The following is a 21,737-nucleotide window of genomic DNA, read 5'->3' as shown; positions in this document are numbered from 1 at the left end:
CTGCTGGACGCTTAAGCCTCGATGGCATCGCGTTCAGCAGCGACGTTCTCGCGCTCTGCGTAGAACCGTAAAAACTCCTCCGCCGGCATCGCTCTGCCAAACAGCCAACCCTGACCGAAATGCACGCCGTGATCACGCAGGTAATCGCGCTGGGCTTCGGTCTCGATGCCCTCGGCGACGATCTGCAAACGCAGGCTCTTGGCCATGGCGATGATATGGCCGGTCACGGTGCCGGTCGCGGCGTCTTGGTCGATGTTGTCGACGAAGGATTTGTCGATCTTCAGCACGTCCAGCGGCAATTGCTGCAGATGCTGCAGGCTGGAAAATCCGGTGCCGAAGTCGTCGATGGCGGCCCGATAACCCAGCTCGCGGGCGTGGTTTACCGTGGCGCGTGCGGCGTCTATCTCGACGAAACCGCGCTCGGTGGCTTCCAGCCAGATTTGCTGTTGTTGTACGTCGGCTCGGCGCAATGCGGCTTCCAGTTTCGGCAGAAAGCGGCCGCTGCTCACGTCCTTCGCTGCCAGATTGATCGCCACGTGCAGGCTGCGCTCCTTGACCAGCAGCGGGCCGAGGTCGTGCATGACGTTGTCGATGACTTGATCGGTGATCGGCATAATCAAGCCACTGTGTTCGGCCAGCGGAATGAACGCATCCGGGCAGACCCGCGTGCCGTCCGGGTGCTGCCAGCGCACCAACGCCTCGGCGCCGACGCAGGCGCCATCGCTCAGGCGCATGATCGGTTGGTAGTGAACGACGAATTCGCGGTTTTTCACCGCCAATTGCAATTCGGCCAGCGGCGACAGGCGTTGGCGCGTGCGGCGCACAATCAGCATCACCAGCAGGCCGGCGAGCAAACCGCCGATGGGCAGCATCAGCAGCTCCCGGCGGATCAGGCCCTGCATCAGTTCATGGCGCGACAACGCGGCAATCGCCACCCAGTCGCCGCTGTGCACGAGGGTGTAGAGGTAACCGTCGTCGAGCCCCGAGTGCGGGCCGGAATGCACGCGCGCGAGGAAGTGTTCGGCGCCGGGGCGTGAAGCACTGACCAATTGCCCGGCAGCGGTGCCGACGGCCAGGTGCAGATCCTCTTCGAGGGTTACATGCAGGAACTGCTGCGGATCGACCAGCACATTGAACGCGGCGTATTGCAGGGCCATCATCGGCTTCGCCGCAACGATGCGCGACTGCACACCGAGGGACACGCGCACGCCGTCAGCGGTGATGAAATCCTCCTGCCACGGCGCCGCATGCTGGCCGACCGCGCCCCACGAACCGCAGGCGTAGATTTCCTCTTCGACGTAACCGATGGACTTCACCGACAGGGTATTGATGGTCAGCAGGCGCATCTCGTCGATGCTCTCGGGCGTGCACGGGGCGAGGGTCGAACCGGCAATGCTCTTCAGCGCCCCGGCCGCTTCAGTGAAGGTGCCGTTGGCGCGGCTGGACGCCACGGCGGCGAGGGTCTCCAGCCGTTGCTGCGCCGCCGCCAGATTCAACACCCAGGCGACGTAACCCATCAAAAGGACCGGAAGCAAGACACACGGAAGGCCCAGAAGAATGCTCTTCCAGACAATGCGTTTTTTGTTCATTTGTCGCCACCTTGGCCTCAAGGCCTGTGACGTGCGCACAGCACGGCTGTTTTCAGCCATTTCAGAATATCGCTGCCGGGGTGGGCGGATATTGCTGTAGATCAAACATCCCACTGACTCCCCACAATCCCCTGTAGGAGTGAGCCTGCTCGCGATGGCGGTGGATCAGTCACATCATTGCTGAATGAGCCACCGCCATCGCGAGCAGGCTCACTCCTACAGGTTTTGTGGCAAAACCCAATATCTCCAGCAATCCCGAGCTCCTTGTGGGAGCTGGCTTGCCAGCGATAGCGGCGGGTCAGATAGCTGATCATTTGCCTGACCCACCGCCATCGCCAGCAGGGCTGGCTCCCACAGGTTCTGCGAAATGCCTACCATCCCAGCCACACCAAAAATCCCTGTGGGAGCTGGCTTGCCAGCGATTAGGCCAGCCCAGCCAACATCTTCATTACCTGACCCACCGCCATCGCCAGCAGGGCTGGCTCCCACAGTTTTTGTGGAATACCACCCATCCCAAACACACCAAAAACCCCTGTGGGAGCTAGCCCTGCTAGCGATTAGGCCAGCCCAGCCAACATCTCCATTACCTGACCCACCGCCACCGCCACCGCCATCGCCAGCAGGGCTGGCTCCCACAGTTTCTGCGAAATGCCTACCATCTCAGCCACACCAAAAATCCCTGTGGGAGCTGGCTTGCCAGCGATTTGGCCAGCCCAGCCAACATCTCCATTATCTGACCCACCGCCATCGCCAGCAGGGCTGGCTCCCACAGTTTTGTGGAATACCACCCATCTCAAACACACCAAAAATCCCTGTGGGAGCTAGCCCTGCTAGCGATAAGGCCAGCCCAGCCAACATCTCCATTACCTGACACACCCCCATTGCCAGCAGGGCTGGCTCCCACAGTTTTTGTGGAATACCACCCATCTCAAACACACCAAAAACCCCTGTGGGAGCTAGCCCTGCTAGCGATTTGGCCAGCCCAGCCAACATCTCCATTACCTGACCCACCGCCATCGCCCGATGGACAATTCACGCACGGCACGGCCCATTCGCGCAGGCATTTTCGTGCGGCGCGAATTTGTCATATTCGGTCTAAATTCGGTGCAGATAGTAGGCAGCCCAACGCTAACCGAAATGAGGCTGCACCGTGTTCCAACGTCTGCTGTGTTCGCTGTCCGTACTGAGCCTGTCCATTGCCGCTGCCAACGCTGCCGAGCCGGTTTTGCTCGACACGCCGCGCCTCAAAGGCATGGACAATTTCCGTGATGTCGCCGGCACCACCACCGCGTATTCCACCGCCCACGATGGCACCATGCGTGCCGGGGTGTTCTACCGCGCCAACGCCGTGACCCCGACCGCGTCAGACCTGGCGATCCTCAACGGCCTCGGCATCAAAGCCGTCTACGACCTGCGCACCCCCAGCGAAATCGCCGCCACCCCGGACACCCTGATCAGCGGCGCGACCTACCAGAACATCGACATCATCGGCAGCACCACCTCCGGCGCGAACATCACCTCGGTCTCCTTCAAAAGCGCTGCCGACGCCATCGCCATGATGGAGCAGACCAACCGCGCCTTCGTCAGCGACGCCGGCATGCGCGGCCAGTTCAACAAACTCTTTAACGAACTGGCGACAACCGACGGCGCACAACTGTTCCACTGCACTGCCGGCAAGGACCGCACCGGCTGGACCGCCGCGGTGTTGCAGAGCATCGCCGGTGTCGACAACGCGACCATCATGGCCAACTACCTGGCGACCAACGACTACACCGCCGCCCGCGTCGCCGCCACGTTGAAAGCGATGCCCGCCAGTATGGCCGCCGTGTATGAGCCACTGCTCGGCGTTCAGGCCAGCTACCTTCAGGCCGGCCTCGACGAAGTCACCGCCGAATACGGCAGCATGGACAACTACCTCAAACAAGGCCTCGGCCTGTCGCAGGAAACCATCTACGTCCTGCGCGGCAAACTGGTCGAATACAACAGCCTGCCGGGTCAGGCCGGGCTGATCGGCAACGCCGCCACCGGTGCCGAACTGCTCCGCCAATTGCAGAACAGCAACCTGTCCGGCACCTACAGTGCCTACAACTATTACCTGCAATCGGCCATCGACGCCGGCACCCTCGGCGGTGTCGAATCACAAGTCGGCGGCCAAGTACACGCCGACACCGCCAGCTACCTGCTGCGGCAAAACGCGATGATCGAACAAGCCGCCGCACCGTTCGCCAGCGGCAGCGACCTCAAGGTCGGCCAATACCGCCTCTGGACCACCGCGCTCGCCGGCTATCTCGGCACCGACGGCTCGGCCCACGCCGAGAGCAGCAACGAACACAGCCAAGGCCTGATGGTCGGCATCACCCAACGCTTCAGCGAACAACTCAGCGCACGCGGCGGTTTCGGCTACAGCAAAGGCAGCGCCGGCGGCGCGGGGGGCGAAGCCGACACCGACTTCACCTTCCTCAACGTCGGCGCCCGCTACGGCTTCACCAGCCTCGAACAAGGCCTGTTCCTCGACGCCAACGCCAGCGCCGGCTACGTCGACTACGACAGCAAACGCGACCTCGGCGGCGGCCTCGGCACCGCCAAGGGCGACACCCACGGCAACCTCACCGGCGCCACCATCGCCCTCGGCTACCGCGCCCCGGCCAACGGCATGACCTTCGAACCAAGCCTCGGTTTGCGCATCAGCCACCTCGACCTCAACGGCTTCAAAGAAAAGGGCAGCGAACTGTCACTCGACGTCGACGACAACACCGCCACCCGCCGCAGCGCCGTCGCCAACCTCAACGTCGCCTTCGCGCCGATGGCGATGGGCGCATGGCAACTGGTGCCCGGCGTACAAGTGGGATACGAACGCACACTCGGCGACAACCAGGTCGACAGCCAAAGCCACCTGCTCGGCCTCGACATCGAACAACGCGCCGCCTTCGACAACCGCGACCAATTCAGCGGCGGCGTCAACCTCATGGCCAACCTCGGCGCCCTCAGCCTGGGCGCAGAAGTCGGCGCGAATGGCGGCGGCGACAGCCACGGCTTCAACGGCGGCCTAAAGGCCAGCTACGCGTTCTAAAAGACACAAAAAACTGTAGGAGCGAGCCTGCTCGCGAAAGCGCCAGATCAGCCAACATCAAAGTCGACTGACCCACCGCCATCGCTGGCAAGCCAGCTCCCACAGTTTTTGTGAAATACCAACAATCCCAACCACACCCCAAACCCCTGTGGGAGCTAGCCCTGCTAGCGATTAGGCCAGCCCATCCAACATCTTCATTACCTGACCCACCGCCATCGCCAGCAGGGCTGGCTCCCACAATTTTGCGGACTGCCATCAATCCCAACCACCCCCCAAACCCCTGTGGGAGCTAGCCCTGCTAGCGATTAGGCCAGCCCATCCAACATCATCATCACCTGACCCACCGCCATCGCCAGCAGGGCTGGCTCCCACAATTTTTGTGAAATACCAACAATCCCAACCACACCCCAAACCCCTGTGGGAGCTAGCCCTGCTAGCGATAAGGCCAGCCCAGCCAACATCATCACCTGACCCACCGCCATCGCCAGCAGGGCTGGCACCCTCAGTTTCTGCGAAATGCCACCCATCCCAGCCACACCAAAAATCCCTGTGGGAGCTGGCTTGCCAGCGATAAGGCCAGCCCAGCCAACATCATCATCACCTGACCCACCGCCATCGCCAGCAGATCTGGCTCCCACATTTTGTGAAATACCAACAATCCCAAACACACCCCAAACCCCCTGTGGAAGCTAGCCCTGCTAGCGATAAGGCCAGCCCATCCAACATCATCATCACCTGACCCACCGCCATCGCCAGCAGGGCTGGCTCCCACATTTTTGCGAAATACCAACAATCCCAACCACACCCCAAACCCCTGTGGGAGCTAGCCCTGCTAGCGATTAGGCCAGCCCAGCCCAGCCAACATCATCATCACCTGACCCACCGCCATCGCCAGCAGATCTGGCTCCCACAGTTTTTGTGAAATACCAACAATCCCAACCACCCCCCAAACCCCTGTGGGAGCTAGCCCTGCTAGCGATTAAGCCAGCCAGCCAACATCTTCATCACCTGACCCACCGCCATCGCCAGCAGGGCTGGCTCCCACAGTTTCTGCGAAATGCCTACCATCCCAGCCACACCAAAAATCTCTGTGGGAGCTGGCTTGCCAGCGATTAGGCCAGCCCAGCCAACATCATCACCTGACCCACCGCCATCGCCAGCAGGGCTGGCTCCCACAGTTTTTGCGAAATGCCTACCATCCCAGCCACACCAAAAATCCCTGTGGGAGCTGGCTTGCCAGCGATTAGGCCAGCCCAGCCAACATCATCATCACCTGACCCACCGCCATCGCCAGCAGGTCTGGCTCCCACAGTTTTTGTGGACTGCCATCAATCCCAATCACACCCCAAAACAAATGTGGGAGCGAGCTTGCTCGCGAAAGCGCCAGGTCAGCCAACACCAAAGTCGACTGACCCACCGCCATCGCGAGCAAGCTCGCTCCCACAATCAGCATTCCAGCTTAAGAACCGATCAACCCCGGGCCCGAAACTCCGCCGGACTCACCCCAAAAGCCCCCTGAAAATACTGACAAAACCGCCCCACATTACTAAACCCAAACCTTAACGCCACCTCCGTCACCGACCCCGAATTCCGCCGCGCCAAAACCTCATAAGCCCGCTCCAGCCGCACCTGCCGCTGATACGCCACAATCGACGTCCCGACAAACCGCCGAAACCCTTCCTGCAACGCCCGCTGACTCACATTGCTCAACCGCGCCAGATCCACACCGCTCACCAACTGCTCCGGATGCGCCTGAATAAACTCCACCGCCAACTTCACATGCCGCGGCGCAACCATCGCCGCCGGCCGGCGCAACACCTCGGAAAAGTTATGCGGCCAAGCCTCCAACACCGCATCAATCAACATCTCGCGCAACCGCGACGGCATCAGCGTCCCGCTATTGATCAACAAATCAAACTCGGTGCCGGTAGCCAGATCAATCAACGCCTTGATCCCCTGAAACGCCGCCGAATCCAGATTCACACTCGGCGCAAACACAATCCGCTCCAGAATCGGTTTACCCAACAGCGCAGCCAACCGCTCAGTCAACTGATGCCGACTGATCGACATCCCGTGATGCGCATGATCATCAAAGAACCGCATCGAACGAATGTCAGCCTTATCAATCGCCAGGCCAACATGGGATTCACCGATAGACTCGGTAGCGTGGTTAAAAACAATCTTCCCCGCAGTAGGAATAACAAACGTGATCTCATCCTGCGGATCGGGAAAGGCAACCGTGAAATCCCCGCGATAATGCATCCGCCGAAAACTCACCCCCTCATGCCGCCCATAAACCCCACCAATCATGATGTTCGACGGCAGCGGCGGATTATCGGCATAGCGATTACCAAACAACTTCGAAAACAGCGCACCGAAGTCGTCCGAACGAAGATTGTCGGAGCGCAGAATGATTTGCTGGCGAACAGGAGACGGAAACACCTTGGCGGCACCTTCGGTTGGGGGCTCTAGGACAGGGGTGAGGGGTAGGGCGCCGACGAGGTTAGCAGAGGAAATATGACGAGTTTGTGACAGCCGGAAACATGCCGTAACACCGCCGCGCCACGTTTAAGCAAAGGACACTCGGCAGCCAATCGCCGACATGGCAACCTGCTCGCCACTGTACTCAGCGAGCAAACACAGGCACCGCGCCAAGCCCCAGCCCCTGTTTGCCCAGCCCTGAAAGCCCAAAGTCATCGGAGCGGCAATGCAAGCCAACACACAAACACTCCCCATCACCCTGACCCCGGAACTCGACTTCGACCAAAACGCCGCCAGCGCTTTCGGCGAATCGCTGACCCACGCATACACCCAAGCCACGCCATTCCCGCACATCGTCATCGACAACTTCCTGCAAGCCGACGTCATCGCCAGCATCCGCGAACACTTCCCGGTCGAACCGACCAACAACGAACAAATCTACGAGCGCGGCTACAAAGGCCAACTCAAACGCCAGATCAGCCCCAACGCCTGCAGCCCCTACCTGAAGAACGTATTCAACACTTTCAACTCCGCACCCATGCTCGAATTCCTCGAAAAACTCACCGGCATTCAAGGGCTGATTCCTGACCCTTATTTTGCTGGCGGTGGATTACACGAAACCAAAACCGGCGGCTTCCTCGGCGTGCACTCGGATTTTCGGCTGAACAAGAAGCTCAACGTAGAGCGACGGTTGAACGTGATTATTTACCTGACCGAGGACTGGCAGGAAGCGTACGGCGGCAACCTGGAGCTTTGGGATGTGGGGATGAAAAAGTGCCTGAAGAAGGTGCTGCCGGTTTATAACCGGTGTGTGATTTTTAATACGGACAAGGACAGTAACCATGGGCATCCGGAGCCGTTGACTACGCCTGACGGCATCACTCGGCGGTCGATTGCGCTTTATTACTACACGGCGAGTGGGGTGGGCGGGGAGCCGGGGCAGAGGAATAAAACGCACTATAAGCCGCGGCCGAAGGATCGGTGGAGTTTGGGGTATTACTTGAATAAATTGATTAAGAAGAAGGGGTGAGGCCGCCGCTTATTCAGGGAAGCAGCCGTTTTTGGACTGGGTGGTCAGGAGCTGGTGGTTGTTCAGCTTTCGGCCAATCGTTGCCACTCAAAAAAGGCTGCTGTCGGCCAAGAGCGGTCATTCGATGTGCATGCGGATGGCTAATTTTCTGAGAAAAGCCCTCTACCTAAATCAACGTTTCCAATCCTTTGAGTCGTACATTCGCAACAAGGTAATCGAGAAAAACGCGAACCCGTACTGGCATCTGAGTACCTTGGCCGAGAAAGACTGCATGTACGGGGTCAATATCTCCCGGATTGAAAGGTTGCAGCACGGGCAGGAGTCTTCCTGAGGCAATGTCGTCAACCACCTGGAATTCATCAAGACGCGCCAAGCCTGTTCCTGCCACCGCCAACTGGCGCAAGGCCTCTCCATCACTGGCCGTCAGATTGCCTTGCGGCGTGACTAGATGTGATGAACCTTTGACGATGAAAGGCCAGCCCTTGAGTGTGCGTGTGTAACCGAAGTCCAGGAGATTATGCCCGGCCAGATCGTCTGGCACGATCGGCAGGCCATGGCGCTCGAGATAGTGGGGCGACGCGACGACGACCATACGCGTCTCACCCAGTTTTCTCGCCACCAGGCGTGAACTTTCCAGCGGGCCGTGACGAATCGCCACGTCGGTGCGCTCCTCGACCAGATTGACAACTTGATCCGTCAGTACGATATCGAGTGCTACACCCGTGAACCGCGCGAGGAAATCGTCGACCAAGGGTAATAAGACGTCCTTTGCAAAAGGCAGACTGGCACTGACCCGCAAACGCCCCCGCGGATCGCCCTGTCCTGAGGTGCCACGTTCAGCGTCTTCGACATCTGCAAGTATTCTGACGCATTGTTCATAGAACGCATGGCCTTCAAGTGTCGGCATCAGCCGACGCGTCGTTCGATTGAGCAAGCGTGCCTGAAGCCGCGCTTCAAGGCGCGATAGCAGCTTGCTGACAGCCGAAGGCGTCATGCGAAATTCCCGTGCAGTCGCTGAAAAATTGCCGAGCTCCATGACCCGGGCAAACACTTCCATCTCTGCCAGACGATTGATATCCCAACGTGCCATTGTGAATGTATGTCATAGAAGCCAGTCGTGATTGCAGTCTATATCACAGATGCTGGCGAAGGCATTCTCTCTCTACCGCACACAACGTGCACAAGGAGAGAACTGATGAGTGATATTCAAAACGGGGAAGACCGCATGATCCCAGCACGGCCCCATTCAAAGGTCGCGCTGGTCGTCGGCGCAAACGGCATCATCGGCAACGCCGTCGCGCAGGAACTCAAGCGTGAAGGCTGGCGTGTCAGAGCGCTTGATCGTCGAACGGTCACCGGCACCGAGACGGTCATCGCCGACCTGACGGACGCCGATGCCGTTGCCATCGCGGTGAAGGCTGCCCGGGATACCACGCATGTTTTTTACGCGGCCTATAGTCCCGATCCGGACCTGGCGGTAGAAGCCAATCGCAATGCCGATATGTTGGCCAACGTCCTCGACGGACTGGAACGAGCAGACTCGGCTCTTGAGCGGGTGGTCATCTATCAGGGTTTCAAAATCTACGGCTCTCACCTCGGCGCGAACGTGCGCACGCCTGCGCGGGAAAGTGACGCTGGGCATATGCCGCCGAACCTGTATCTCGCTCAGGAAGCGCAACTCAAACAGCGCTCGGATAAGGCTCGCTGGGACTATGTAGCTTTGCGCCCTGACTTGGTGATCGGGGATATCTTTGGCAACCCGATGAACATTGCATTGGTCATTGGCGTCTTCGCGGAACTGTCTCGGGAGCTGGGTATCCCGCTGCGTTTCCCCGGCACCGATAAAGCCTACGGCCAGTTGCAGCAATTCACCGATGCCGGCTTGCTGGCCCGGGCCAGTGTCTGGGCTGCACTCAGCGAGTCGGCGGGTGGAGAGGCGTTCAATATTACCAACGGTGACATTTTCCGTTGGGAACGCATGTGGCAAGACGCGGCCACGCATCTGGGGATGGAAACGGCATCTGTGGTGCCCCTGACGCTGGCGCGTCATATGCCGGACAAGGCCGAACTGTGGAGCAAGATCTCCAAGCGTCACGGCTTGATCCAGCCGGACTTGGGAAAACTGGTGGGATGGGGTTTCGGCGATTTCATCTTCCACACTGAGACAGACATCATTTCAGACACCAACAAAATCTACCGTTACGGATTTACTGAAAGAGTTGACTCAACAGCATCACTGTTGGACGCGCTGGACAGTCTGAGGAAACAGCGAGTGCTTCCCTAAGAAACCTGATTCGGTAAGTTGCCACTGAAGCAAACACCTCCATTGGGATTTGGCACTCAGTTACACTTGCCAGATTCCACCCAGGCTCACAATGAGCAAAGCCCCTGACAGTGCCAAATCAATTCAGGGGTAGCTTATGACCGGCTTCTGGCTTTCGCGACCGGCTGAAAACGCACCAAAGATGCCCGTCGCATAGGCAGTAAACGGTCATAGCTGCCTGCCGCGAACGCCTGCAATGGATCGTTTTCTGCCTCTCATGACAGACAGCAATCGGCCAAAAGCTGACGTTCATTATCGGTAGCTTTCGACTATTCTCTGGTATACCTCACTTTATGCTAATGAAATAGATGCCATAACTGATGCCTTCAATGCCGAAGATCAGCTATAAACAGCAAAAATAGCTTTTAGGCTGGTAGTTATGACCGGTCATATTATGATGCGGCTTATTTAAGATATCTGAGCGTTACGATGAATCAGGCGCACTCACTGAGAGCGCCGTTTGTGCTAAACGAAAAATTTTTAATCGACATATCGAAAAAATTTACCCGACGGCAAACACAACGTAAGGTCCGTAGCACAAGCTACAGCCCGAAACAGGAGACAGGATGTTAGAGCGATTTCAAGGCGAATCTGGCCGGAGGCTTACGGTTGATGCCCTTCTTTCCCAACGACTGGTTTCAGGAAACCGTGAGCTTGCGGAGTATTTCGCCGACAACGTGGAGCTTCTTGAAGTAGCTGTCGGTGATGTTTTGATTGAGCAAGGTGGCTCAGATAACGACTTGTATCTGATTCTGACCGGAGCTTTTGACGTTGTCGTTAATAAGCGTCGTGTTGGTCGCCGGTTTTCTAGTGATCATGTGGGCGAGATGGCTGCTATAGAGCCGTCTCAACCCAGATCAGCGACAGTCGTCGCCACGGAAACGAGTGTCGTCGCTCGTGTCGCGGAAATGCATTTTTCTGAAGCAGGTCAGCGTTATCCCGAAGTCTATCGTTGCATCGCTCGGGAGCTCTCAAAGCGACTTTATCAACGTAACGCGCATGTCGGCGCAGTGCGTGAGCGAATCAAGATCTTCATTATCTCCTCTGCTGAATCACTTGGCGTCGCGAGAGCGATTCAGACCGCTTTCGGTCACGACGACTTTATTACTACCATCTGGACGGATGGGGTTTTCCGGGCCACGAACTATCCGTTGCAAAGCCTATTGGATGCCGTTGATGATTCCGATTTCGCGGTAGCTATAGCGCATGCTGATGACATCGCCGCATGCCGGGGCCAACAATGGCCCGTCCCCCGGGATAATGTTGTGTTTGAGCTTGGCCTGTTCATGGGACGACTCGGCAAAGAGCGTGCGATTCTGATGGAGCCGCGCGATCTCGATGTCAAATTGCCTAGTGATCTCTCCGGCATTATGACGATTATTTATCGGTATGCGCCTGGTGGTGACACTGCGGCGCTGATGGGACCTGCCTGTAATCAGCTCCGAGATCACATTCTTCGGCTTGGACCAAACAATTAGGAATAATTAATGGCATTGGCGGATGATCTAAAAAAGTGGGTCGGGGAAACGTTCACGAGTGCATGGGATGCCCAAGAAACCACCGGGGTGCCAAACCCCGAAGATTTACGTTTGAATTCGAATCATGCGAAAGATCTTAGTTCAGCGACTGTTCTTTACGCAGACTTGGATGGGTCCACCGATATGGTGAACAGATACAAGTGGCAGTTCAGCGCGGAAATTTACAAGGCATTCCTTAAATGCGCATCCGACATCATAAAAAGTGAAGGGGGTGTAATCACAGCGTATGACGGAGATCGCGTCATGGCGGTCTTTACTGGGAACTCAAAAAATACATCTGCTGCCCGATGCGCTTTGAAAATTCACGGTGCAGTAATAGATATCATCAGGCCTGCTTTAAATAAAACTTACAATACAAGTTTTGTTTTGAGGCACGTTGTTGGTATCGACACCAGTCAACTTAGAACAGCTCGGATTGGAGTGCGTGGTGACAACGATTTGGTATGGGTAGGTCGAGCTGCAAACTATGCAGCAAAACTCACAAGCCTTGCAGACAAACCAACCCGCATTACAGAAAGCGTCTATGAAATGTTGGCAGACGAATTGAAGTATAGCAACGGCCAGAGCATGTGGGCTCGGGAATACTGGGAAGATATGAAAATTTGGATGTACACCTCAACATGGAAATGGGCGCTGTAAACTATCGTTGATCCGTATAAGGTCGTTATCCCTCGAAGATAAAGCCTGTAGAAACATAACCAAGGAGAATCTCAGATGACAAATGCAGTGGTATGGTTTGATCATACCTCCTCGAAAGTATGGGCAGTAGCGGATTCCTTACTTACGGCGCAAACTACTTCTGCTGGGCAGACATCCACAAGCAGAGTCACGGATCAAGCGATGAAAATCCTGCGATTACGAGTTGGTGCTTGGGGAACTCTTTCACGCTCTATTGTAGGCGGTCCGGTGATCTGCTACGACGTAGGCCTTGTATATGCAGGCGCGGTGACCCCTGCGCTTATGACTTATTCAGCAGCGGCGATGATGCTGCCAAATCTACATCCCCAAACCGTAGAAGACAGGAGGATCTTTACTCCAGACCTCACCGCTGTTGCTGACTTGATCCGACACTTATCCGAACGTTATACGCGCGACGCCAGTGTTGGCTATAGCAATAATAGAGCGCCGTTTTGTGAGTTTGTAATATTCGCCATCCCGCCAGACGATAAGCTTAATGATCTTCCTCTGGATTGCTATTGGATTCATCCGAAATTCAGTTCTAGTGGGGAATTTTCTCAAATTGCTGAGAAGGTCGACCTACTTGGCGGAGAAGTGGCCGTTATTGGTGACGATACGGATAGTCTTCGCGCAGACATTGATCGGTTGTTGGCTTGTCCAGATGGCACCTATAAAGGTAGGGAGCCACGAGTGGCGCTGGAAGAAAGAATGCGAGCTAGAATGCATGACACTGTAGGTGGCACCTTGCAGTTTGGAATACTGGAGAATGGGCGAATGCACTTGTATGGAGCGATGCACGACCAATATGGTGAGCCAGTTCAGAACTGGCTTGGGTTCGACTTCAAGGCGGAGATAAATTCAATCCTCGGGATGCAAGTGAGAATACCTTCCCTAGACTAGTATGGATTCATTTGATGGGATTCCATCGCTATGGTCGACAACGGTCGTCGGTGATAGGCAAAGTCTCGTCATCATCTCCCTTCTAGCTATTCTAAAGCAGCGAACGACACCCGCCCAGGATAGACACCATGCGCGACCTTCGATTCAGCCGTACCTTTACGCTGCTACAGCAAGAGGGGCACCTAGCCAGAGCATCTTTGTTGACGGGGATTGACTTACTTTTAAAAGCGAATCTTGATGAAAGGAAAATAGGTAATTTCTATTCATCGTTCTTTCAGCTCACAATTGGAATCGAACGTATTTTGAAGCTTGTGGTCATTGTCAATCACATGCTCGAAAATAACTACAAACCTCCAACTGATGCTGAGCTAAAAAGCAAATACGGACACAATATTAAGGCTACTTATCTATATGCGCTTTCCGTACGAAATAAATGGGAGCGCAAGAAAGTCGCACCTCCGATTTCTGGCAGCATAGAAGATAAAATTCTCGACTTTCTAGAAAAATTCGCTAATAAAGCTCGCTATTATAATCTACGCGAACTCAACAACACTACAGCTGATCGAGGGCCGCTGGGAGACTGGTACTCAATTTGCAAAAAAATTGCGAATGTTGAAATTGGTTTCGGAAAAATCAGTAAAGATTCCGAGCGCATTATGCATCAAATGGATGAAGCGGGGATTGTTGGCTACTCTGCCACTTTTGATTTCGACGGACATCCGATGACGCTGTTCGACGAATACTGGAGAATGCATCTAATTGAGAAAATTGCGCCACATATGGTTTTTAAAGTTGTGCAATTTATCACTCCGCTGTATGACGCCCTCAGATACATTTCTTTCGAGGCAATGGACTACGAAAATAATCATCAACTCAAACTGCCAGTGATTCCACACCTGTACGAATTTTTTGTTTTCGCGCTTGCGACCAAGCCATCTGCTCTGCGTAGAAAATCATGGGCACGGACCTTCTTAGATTAGCTAGGCAAAAAGGGAGACAAATTTCGTAATGCTTACCGTCCGCTTCTGGCCGGAAGCCGCCCTTCAAGAATGGCGGCTTTGGACTGAACAAGCAGTGTTTTGCATGAGAAAACCATGAAGGAACCAGGCATTTCCCTCGAATAAACATAACTCGGCAAGCGCGTTTAAATTACACAACCCGTTACGCCACAAAGGCTACAACGCCTTGCGCCGTTGCCTACGCCTACTACAGAATCCCCCGGCATACGCGCTATAGGGGCGGGCTATATCGTTGCCCGGTCACTGCAAAACAGTGATCGGGTTTGGTAGCCCGCTTCTTGATAGCCGTATGACGACACCTTATGCAGTCTCGATTTTGAGGCTCAGCTTTTATGGTGGCCATGCGTGGGGCTCATTCGTGAGCGCCGGGGTTTGCTATCTTGACCGGTCTACCAACCCACGCATGGCCGCCACCCATCGTTTGGTAGCGAGAGTGACGGCTCTTTATTTCTTATAAGGTAGCGAGTCCTCTATGTTCAAACCAACGCCAAACCCACCGGACACCGATCCGATCCCGTACGACCCAACCCTCGAACCTCAAAAGATAAAAGAGGCGACCGACCGCGCCATCAACTTCTATCTCAACCCCGGCTCACTGAAACTCTCAATCCCTTCCCGCAAAACCAGCAAGATCTTCCTCATCGATCCCGCCGTGGACGAAGAAACTCTACTCCTCGAAGCCTGCGAGTCGTTGGCCGCCGCCAGTGACATGGCACGTGACATGAGCGATGTCGTCGACAACTCACAACGCCGAACCATGCTGATGCTGCATCAGGTGATCATGCTGAGTGAGCTGATGGTGAATCGAGTCCTGGATGGACGCCGCTTGCCGCACTAGTTGCGGCTTGATGCACGGTTGCACCGCGAACGCCGTGTAGGAGCTGCCGTAGGCTGCGATCTTTTGATTTTGATTGTTGAAGAGCAGATCAAAAGATCGCAGCCTGCGGCAGCTCCTACAGGGGGCATTTTGCGGTGGTTATTTCTTTTAAAGTGCCTTAATGGGTGCTTGCTGGAGTTTCAGTTGATGTTTGAAACCACTAATAGTCCGCCGGGGACAGATCCGGCGTCGCCGTATGAATCATTCGATTCGAAGAAGCTTCACGCGGCGGCAGAGCGGGCGCTCGATCATTATCTTGCGCCTGAGAAGATCATGGCGACGCCGTATAGCCCCAGCACTTTGTTCATGGTCAACCCGCAATCCGACACTGAAACCTTGCTGGTCAATGCCTGTGAGTCGTTGGCCTCGGCGACGGTGATGCTCGGTGATTTTGCCGGGATGCTGGAAGGGCCGAATCGCAATACGCTGTTGGGGATTGCGCAGGTGGTGATGTTGGGGGAGTTGGCGGTGAACAAGGCGTTGGATAACGTCGAGTTGAAGGCGCCGGTCTAGCGTTTGTGCCTGGCTGATTCGGAATAAACGGCCAGGGTGCAAGCTCCCTGGCCGCACAATCACTGCGCCGCTACCAACGTCACCAACGGCTTCGGCGCATCCAGCGTGCTCTGAAACACCGGCACGTATTCATCTTTCATCATTTTCCTCTCTAGCGCCCGCTCGTGTTCGCGGCGCTTAAGCCCCGGTCTTACTGACACACCGCATCCGCCACGCGATAACCATCCACCAGCGGTGCTTTGCTCACGTCCAGTTCGATGCGGCAGCTTTGATCGGCTTTTTCGCCCCATTTCATTTGGTAGACCTTGCCTTCACCCACGGACAGCAACACTTGACCGGCCTGGCCGACGACGCCGGCGCTGGCGCCTTTTTCGTTGGTGATGGGGGTGCCGAACGGCGGTTGTTTGCCGTCCTTGAGGCGCACGTTGAGCAGGGCTTTTTCCGAGCGGCTGGCGGCGAAGCTGGCTTTGACGACGGCGCCGCGACGGGGCACGACGTTGGTCACGCCTTCTTCGATGTCGATGTTGTTGTCCAGTTCGCCGGTGTCGAGGGCCACGCGGTTTTTGCGGTACGGCGTCACGTATGGCACGAGGGCGTAGCCTTTGGCGTTGGTCAGGGTGCCGGGGGCGTTGAGGACGCCGACGTCCGGGGTGTCTTTGACTTCGACCAGGGCCACGGTTTCGCCGAGGGTCTGGCCGAATTCGAGGCCGTCGCTGTGGCCGAGCACGGAGCCGGCGGCGCTTACTGAGGTTTGGCGGTAGCCGCTGCCGACGCTGACGCCCGCGCCGAGTTGGGCAAACGGTGCGCGGTAGCCGATCAGGGCCGAGCCGTTGTTGCCGCCGTTGTCGGAGCGGTTGGCGTTGACGTTGTAGTTGAGGTTGCCGTCGCGCCCGCTCAGGCCGGCGCGCTGGTCGAGGCTACCGTCGTTGTTGCGGGTGACGGTGTAGGTGCCGGTGCTGCGCGTCTGGCCGATGGGCATCGACACGGTGAACACCACTTGGTTGTTCTGGCCGAAGTTGTCGGTCAGGGTTTTGCTCGCGTAGATGCCGTAGGTCACGCCCTTGTGTTGGGTGTTGAAACCCAGTTGCATCTGTTTGTCTTCGCGCGAGCTGCCCCAGTAGTTCTGTTTGCTCATGTTCAGGTAGAACGAGCCGTAGCTGTCGAGCGCCTGGTTGATGCTGGCTTCGACTTTGCTGCGCTTGGAGAACGTGTTGAATTCGTTCGGTTCCTGCAGGCTCACCGCTTCATCAAAGTCACGATAGCCTTCGGTGGAATAGCGATAGCCGGCGAAGCGCACCGAGGTGCCGGTTTCGAAGGCCTTGCCGTAACGCACGCCAAAACTCTGGCCTTTTTCTTTGCCAGCCGCGACCCCGGAGCCGCTCGGCACGTCGGTTTGCGCTTGGGTCACGTCCAGCGACACGGCGCCGAGACTGCCGAGGCTTTTGCCCACGCCGACGACGCCGGCGCGATAGAAGTCGGCGCCCAACAGGCCGCCATACAGCGTTAAGTCGAACGGCAAACCGTACGCCAGCGACGCCTGGGCGAAGACCGGACGCTGGCCGCCGTCGACGGCGTTGTACTCACCGGCGGTGGCGCTGTAACGCCAGGTTTTTTCCCGCAGCATGTTGGCCAGCGTGGCGTACGGCTGGGTGAAGCGCCGTTCGCGGCCGTCGGCTTCGGTGATGATCACTTCGAGGTCGCCACTGCCCGACGCCGCGTTGAGGTCGTCGATTTCGAACGCACCGGGCGCGACGTACGTGGTGTACAGCGAGTAGCCGTTCTGCCGCACTTCGACCTTGGCCTGGGTTTCGGCGATGCCACGAATGATCGGCGCATAACCCTGCATCGAGTCCGGCAGCATGCCCATGTCGGACGCCACCTGGGCGCCGCGAAACGGAATGCTGTCGAACACGTCGCCCGGGGTGAAGCTTTCGCCGAGGGTCAGGGTGCCCTTGATCGCGGTCAGGTCGCGCTGCGCGTAGGTGTTGCTGCGCTGCCAGTCCTGCTGGCCGTCTTCGTCCTGACGGAACGAGGAGCTGGAGCGAAAACGCCAGTCGCCGAGGTTGAACCCGCCGTTGGCGTAGAGGTTGTATTGCGTGCCGCTGCCACGGGCGTCGGACTGCGTATTGGCCGCCGAAAACTGATAGTTGAGCATTGCCGCGTTGATCCCGCGATCCCATTCTTCGGGGGCGACATAACCGGCGGCGTCGCGGCGCAGGGCGATCTGCGGCACGCTGATGTCGAGGGCCAGACGCCCGGCGTCGAAGCTCACCGAAGCGCCTTCGATCAGCTCGGCAAGGTCGATGCACGCGGGGAATGTTTCGCCCGGTGTCAGGAACGCATCGACCTTGACCCCCAGCTCCTTGAGAAACGCTTCGGACAGACAAGCGCGCACTTCAGCGCTTTTTGCGTCCTTGGCGAAGGTCATGTCGCGACGGTCGAAAAAGCTCTGGTTCAGCCGGATCACCACCGGATACGTGCCGGGGCCGATGCTGCCGCTGTTGGCGATGGCGTCCAGATCGAGGTTGGGCCCGGCGCTGGCGCCGCCGAACGGCTGCATGAAGCTGGCATCAAACTTCGCCGGCTCGTCCGCGCTCGCCGAGCTGCCCATCAGCGCCGTGAGGATGGCGACCGACAGATGCAATGGAACAAAAGGCGCGGACTGACGATGACGGTTCAGGGCTTCGATTCGCATGACAATACTCAACACTCGGCCGCCACGCGGCGTCGGCAGCGTGCAGGCGGGTTCGCAAGGAAAGGGGTGGCGGTGTTACGGGGCGCTGCTCAGCTCGACTTTTTTCGGCTCGCTGTAACCGCCGTAGTCGTTGATCGCGGAGAACACCACCGCGCCGCTGCGGCCGCTGAAACCCGGCAGTGCGTAACGCTGGCTGCTCATCGGCGCGACCATTTTCGGTTCATTGACTTCAACGACTTGCGCACCGCCCTCGACTTTTACGCCGATAAAGGACACGTGAAACGCTGTCGGGTTGTTGACCACCAGCACCGGTTTGCCTTGTTCCTGTTGCAGGCTCCAGCGCAGTTGCGGCGGTGCCTCGATCGCGCTGCCCTTGAGGGCGGGCGGGCGATAGAAGACTTTGATCCGCGTGCGCATGGCGATTTTCAGGGTGTTGGCGTCGGCCTTGCCGGCCAGCGGAATTTCCTGAGCGTTGAAGTAGAAAACCGATTCGCGGTCCTGCGGCAGATCGCCGGGGACTTTCTGGATGCGCACCATTTGCTCTTTGCGCGGATCGAGGCGAAACAGCGGCGGGGTGGCCACGAATGGGGTGGCAGTGGTGTTGTCGTCGGCCTCGGTGTTGATCCAGGCTTGCACCGCGTAAGGCTCGGCCGTGGTGTTGCTGACCGTGATCGAGGCATCGCGTTTATTGCCGTCGTACACGATACGCGTGCCGCCGAGCATCACACCGGCCTGGCTGAAACTGCTGAGCAGCGTCGCGCTCAACAATACGGCCAATACCGATGCAGTTTTGAAGGGGGAAATTGCTGGGTTCATTGCGTTCATCCTCTTGTCGGCACGGCCACAAAAAACCGTGGCAAAGGGAAGGGCATCCGGCGGCGCCAATCGCCGCCGGCTGCAGACCGGACTTACTGGTAGTCGACGGTAAACGCGGCTTTGGCGTTGGCCGGACCGGAAGTGGCGGCGCCGGTGGCGACGTAGTTGGCGGTGAAGCGCAGCGGCTGGGTCAGGTCCAGATAAGGCGAGGATTCCAGGCCCAGTTGCACGTCTTTGCCGGACGCATCCTTGATCTGCACGGCGACGTTGGTGGCCACGCCGGCTTCCGGCAGCAGGCCGATCCACTGGCCGCTGGAACCGGCGTTGCCGCTCAGCGAAAGGAACTTGACCACGGCTTTCTTGCCGGTGACGTTGCAGCCCGGTGCGGTGGTGTCGATGGTCAGGGTGAACGCGCCGCCACCCGCCACGGCGCCGGCCGTGGCCAGGGAGGTGGCCGGCACACTGCCGAGGCCAACGTCGCCGGCACCGGCCGAACCGTTGAGGTCGGACACCACGACCGGGCAGGTGTTGTCGGTCACGCTGCCGACAAAGTTGATTTCACCGTCGGCGGCCATTGCGGCTTGCGAAGCAGCTGCCAGAACCAGGGCCAGGGACAAACCTTTGAGCGCAAAATTTTTCATGATCACTTCCAGATATTGAGTAAATGTCCTTGAGCCCGAAGGCCCGGAGACGGATCGACGTCGCCATCCCGTCGGGGACAGAGCGTGGCGTCTGAGGCTCATTATCGGGATGAGGATCAGGGCGCTATGTAGGGAAAATCCCTTTGCTTGTAGGAAAATTCCCAGCGCTTGCTTCCACTAAATCAGCACCGCCATAAAAAACGCTCCCCTTTGGCACCGCGCGAAATCGGCGATGGCAAAGGGGAGCGTGGGTAACTGAAACGGTTTTTTTGCAGCGGGGTTCAGCGATAAGTCACGGTGAAACTCGCGTGGCCATTGGCGGTGCCGGGTTGCGGCGTCGGGCCATCGCCGGTCTGGATATAACGGGCCTTTAGCGGCACTGAAGTCACGCCGTTGACGATGCGATTCAGGCGCACGGGCTGACCCAGATTCATCGGCGTGCCGTTGTCCTGCAACACCTGGATCGCCACGCCTTGAGCGGTCGAATCGCTCGACAGGCTCAAGACACCGTTGGCCGCGTCGAGGATGGTTGAGGTCTTGTCGGCATCGATCTGAATATTGGCGAAGTTGCCGTTGAAGTAGCCGTTGGTGTTCGACGGGTAGTTGTTGCCGGCGATGCAGGCGTTGAGGGTAATGGCGAACGGCTGGGCCTGGGTGGTGGAGTTCTTGCCGTTGAACACGCGTTTTTCCCAAGTGCCCATGGGTACGTTGATCTGGTTGCCCGGTGCGGCCGGCAAAGAGCAACCGGCCAGGGTTACGGTCGCTGTGAAGGTCAGGTCGAACATTGGACCCATGTCCGAAGTGCCAGTGGCGACCAGTTGATTGATGGTATGGGTGCCGGGCGCGATGTCACCGGTCTTGATCAGCGCGTAACGCATCATCGCCTGGTTCATGTTTGCCTGGCTGGCGGCGGTGCGATTCATGTTGAAGGGAATGAAGCGGTTGGGATTACCCGGTGGCGCAACCCACGCGGCGGCAAAACCGGTCATGTAAATGGCCAAGCCAATGCCGGGCACATTGGTCTGCAGCAAGGCATTGGCCGGCACATCCAGCACGTCCACCGGAATGTTTACCGCCACCGGACCGATCAGTGTCGTGTTGTAGGTGGCCGTGCCATAACACAGCAAGGTGTCACCGAAATTCAGCTGTCGCATGGTGCCATTGGTGTTCAGCGTGGTGCCGATCGGTACGTCTCGCGGCGCGAATACTGCACCACCGGTGAGCGTCAACTGCTTGACCGTATTGTTGCCCGTCGCCCAGGTGCAAGCCGCCATCGCCGGCGCCGCCATCAGCATCAACGCCGTTGCGCCAAGTCCGCCCAGCATTCGTAACCCGATCTTCATGGTGTGTGCCCTCCTGAGAAGAAAACGGCCATTCAATGCAGGCTGACTGCATCTGGACGTTGTTGGCGTCGGCCAACGAAGGGCTGAATTATCAGGAATGCGGGATGCGCATCGAATAGTCGGCTTCCCGCTGACTTGTAGGAAATTTCCCAGAGAATTTCCCGGCCAGACCCAAAACGCCGAGCAGCAGGCGAGTGACGGAGAGCCCGAGGATCATCGACAGC

General features: G+C 57.5%; 19 protein-coding genes. 9 read left to right on the top strand and 10 right to left on the bottom strand.

The window, feature by feature from the left end; all coding sequences use genetic code 11:
- Positions 1 to 11: 11 nt before the first annotated feature.
- Positions 12 to 1,589, bottom strand: coding sequence for an EAL domain-containing protein (locus AC3Y64_RS15985; protein WP_489984419.1), 1,578 nt, complete (start codon positions 1,587 to 1,589; stop codon positions 12 to 14).
- 1,150 nt (positions 1,590 to 2,739) lie between these two features.
- Between AC3Y64_RS15985 and AC3Y64_RS15980 the strand changes: the two genes are divergently transcribed.
- Positions 2,740 to 4,659, top strand: a complete 1,920-nt coding sequence (locus AC3Y64_RS15980; protein ID WP_489984418.1) for a tyrosine-protein phosphatase — start codon at positions 2,740 to 2,742, stop codon at positions 4,657 to 4,659.
- 305 nt (positions 4,660 to 4,964) lie between these two features.
- Here AC3Y64_RS15980 and AC3Y64_RS15975 read toward each other — a convergent pair whose 3' ends face one another.
- The 3 genes from AC3Y64_RS15975 to AC3Y64_RS15965 all read right to left on the bottom strand — a co-directional run bounded on the left by AC3Y64_RS15975 (position 4,965) and on the right by AC3Y64_RS15965 (position 7,101).
- Entirely contained in the window at positions 4,965 to 5,327 is a 363-nt protein-coding gene (locus AC3Y64_RS15975) for a hypothetical protein (protein ID WP_489984417.1), read from the bottom strand.
- 575 nt (positions 5,328 to 5,902) lie between these two features.
- On the bottom strand, positions 5,903 to 6,091 hold the full coding sequence (locus AC3Y64_RS15970) for a hypothetical protein (protein ID WP_489984416.1): 189 nt from the start codon (positions 6,089 to 6,091) through the stop codon (positions 5,903 to 5,905).
- Positions 6,092 to 6,129: 38 nt separating this feature from the next.
- Complete coding sequence (locus AC3Y64_RS15965) at positions 6,130 to 7,101, bottom strand: AraC family transcriptional regulator (protein WP_489984415.1); 972 nt, start codon at positions 7,099 to 7,101, stop codon at positions 6,130 to 6,132.
- Between the two features lie 265 nt (positions 7,102 to 7,366).
- Here AC3Y64_RS15965 and AC3Y64_RS15960 point away from each other — a divergent pair, with 265 nt between their 5' ends.
- The gene (locus tag AC3Y64_RS15960) at positions 7,367 to 8,170 is read left to right on the top strand and encodes a 2OG-Fe(II) oxygenase (protein WP_489984414.1); all 804 of its coding nucleotides are present in this window, start codon (positions 7,367 to 7,369) and stop codon (positions 8,168 to 8,170) included.
- 166 nt (positions 8,171 to 8,336) lie between these two features.
- On the opposite strand, the gene AC3Y64_RS15955 is transcribed toward AC3Y64_RS15960, so the two are convergent.
- Positions 8,337 to 9,260 (bottom strand): LysR family transcriptional regulator, encoded by a 924-nt coding sequence (locus AC3Y64_RS15955; protein WP_141128574.1) that lies wholly within the window; start codon positions 9,258 to 9,260, stop codon positions 8,337 to 8,339.
- A 105-nt stretch (positions 9,261 to 9,365) separates the two neighbouring features.
- On the opposite strand from AC3Y64_RS15955, the gene AC3Y64_RS15950 reads away from it, so the two are divergent.
- The 7 genes from AC3Y64_RS15950 (at position 9,366) to AC3Y64_RS15920 (ending at position 16,018) form a co-directional block, all read left to right on the top strand.
- The gene (locus AC3Y64_RS15950; protein WP_489984413.1) at positions 9,366 to 10,454 is read left to right on the top strand and encodes an SDR family oxidoreductase; all 1,089 of its coding nucleotides are present in this window, start codon (positions 9,366 to 9,368) and stop codon (positions 10,452 to 10,454) included.
- Between the two features lie 605 nt (positions 10,455 to 11,059).
- Positions 11,060 to 11,971 carry a TIR domain-containing protein gene (locus AC3Y64_RS15945; protein ID WP_489984412.1) on the top strand — a complete coding sequence of 304 codons (912 nt, stop codon included), beginning with the start codon at positions 11,060 to 11,062 and terminating at the stop codon, positions 11,969 to 11,971.
- A 9-nt stretch (positions 11,972 to 11,980) separates the two neighbouring features.
- The gene (pycC, locus tag AC3Y64_RS15940; protein WP_489984411.1) at positions 11,981 to 12,670 is read left to right on the top strand and encodes a Pycsar phage resistance system uridylate cyclase PycC; all 690 of its coding nucleotides are present in this window, start codon (positions 11,981 to 11,983) and stop codon (positions 12,668 to 12,670) included.
- Positions 12,671 to 12,745: 75 nt separating this feature from the next.
- Positions 12,746 to 13,609, top strand: coding sequence for a hypothetical protein (locus tag AC3Y64_RS15935; RefSeq protein ID WP_489984410.1), 864 nt, complete (start codon positions 12,746 to 12,748; stop codon positions 13,607 to 13,609).
- Between the two features lie 128 nt (positions 13,610 to 13,737).
- On the top strand, positions 13,738 to 14,589 hold the full coding sequence (locus AC3Y64_RS15930; RefSeq protein ID WP_489984409.1) for a hypothetical protein: 852 nt from the start codon (positions 13,738 to 13,740) through the stop codon (positions 14,587 to 14,589).
- A gap of 511 nt (positions 14,590 to 15,100) precedes the next feature.
- Positions 15,101 to 15,466, top strand: coding sequence for a DUF6124 family protein (locus tag AC3Y64_RS15925; protein WP_489984408.1), 366 nt, complete (start codon positions 15,101 to 15,103; stop codon positions 15,464 to 15,466).
- A 186-nt stretch (positions 15,467 to 15,652) separates the two neighbouring features.
- A complete protein-coding gene (locus AC3Y64_RS15920) occupies positions 15,653 to 16,018 on the top strand; it encodes a DUF6124 family protein (protein WP_283436280.1) in 366 nt (121 codons plus the stop codon).
- A 59-nt stretch (positions 16,019 to 16,077) separates the two neighbouring features.
- Here the strand turns inward: AC3Y64_RS15920 and AC3Y64_RS15915 are convergent, their stop codons facing one another.
- The 5 genes from AC3Y64_RS15915 to AC3Y64_RS15895 all read right to left on the bottom strand — a co-directional run bounded on the left by AC3Y64_RS15915 (position 16,078) and on the right by AC3Y64_RS15895 (position 21,513).
- Positions 16,078 to 16,218 carry a hypothetical protein gene (locus tag AC3Y64_RS15915; protein ID WP_489984407.1) on the bottom strand — a complete coding sequence of 47 codons (141 nt, stop codon included), beginning with the start codon at positions 16,216 to 16,218 and terminating at the stop codon, positions 16,078 to 16,080.
- Positions 16,209 to 18,713: a fimbria/pilus outer membrane usher protein gene (locus AC3Y64_RS15910; protein WP_489984406.1), complete on the bottom strand. Its 2,505-nt coding sequence runs from the start codon at positions 18,711 to 18,713 to the stop codon at positions 16,209 to 16,211. The genes AC3Y64_RS15915 and AC3Y64_RS15910 overlap by 10 nt, the downstream gene beginning before the upstream one ends.
- Before the next feature lie 75 nt (positions 18,714 to 18,788).
- Positions 18,789 to 19,529: a fimbrial biogenesis chaperone gene (locus AC3Y64_RS15905; RefSeq protein ID WP_489984405.1), complete on the bottom strand. Its 741-nt coding sequence runs from the start codon at positions 19,527 to 19,529 to the stop codon at positions 18,789 to 18,791.
- A 92-nt stretch (positions 19,530 to 19,621) separates the two neighbouring features.
- Complete coding sequence (locus tag AC3Y64_RS15900) at positions 19,622 to 20,170, bottom strand: fimbrial protein (protein ID WP_093433268.1); 549 nt, start codon at positions 20,168 to 20,170, stop codon at positions 19,622 to 19,624.
- Positions 20,171 to 20,451: 281 nt separating this feature from the next.
- The gene (locus AC3Y64_RS15895) at positions 20,452 to 21,513 is read right to left on the bottom strand and encodes a fimbrial protein (protein WP_489984404.1); all 1,062 of its coding nucleotides are present in this window, start codon (positions 21,511 to 21,513) and stop codon (positions 20,452 to 20,454) included.
- Positions 21,514 to 21,737 lie beyond the last annotated feature (224 nt).

The organism is Pseudomonas sp. 4CAES_32.4 (genome assembly GCF_058136335.1).
The sequence above is the reverse complement of the archived record's forward strand: the minus strand, read 5'-3'. Positions and strand labels throughout refer to the sequence as shown.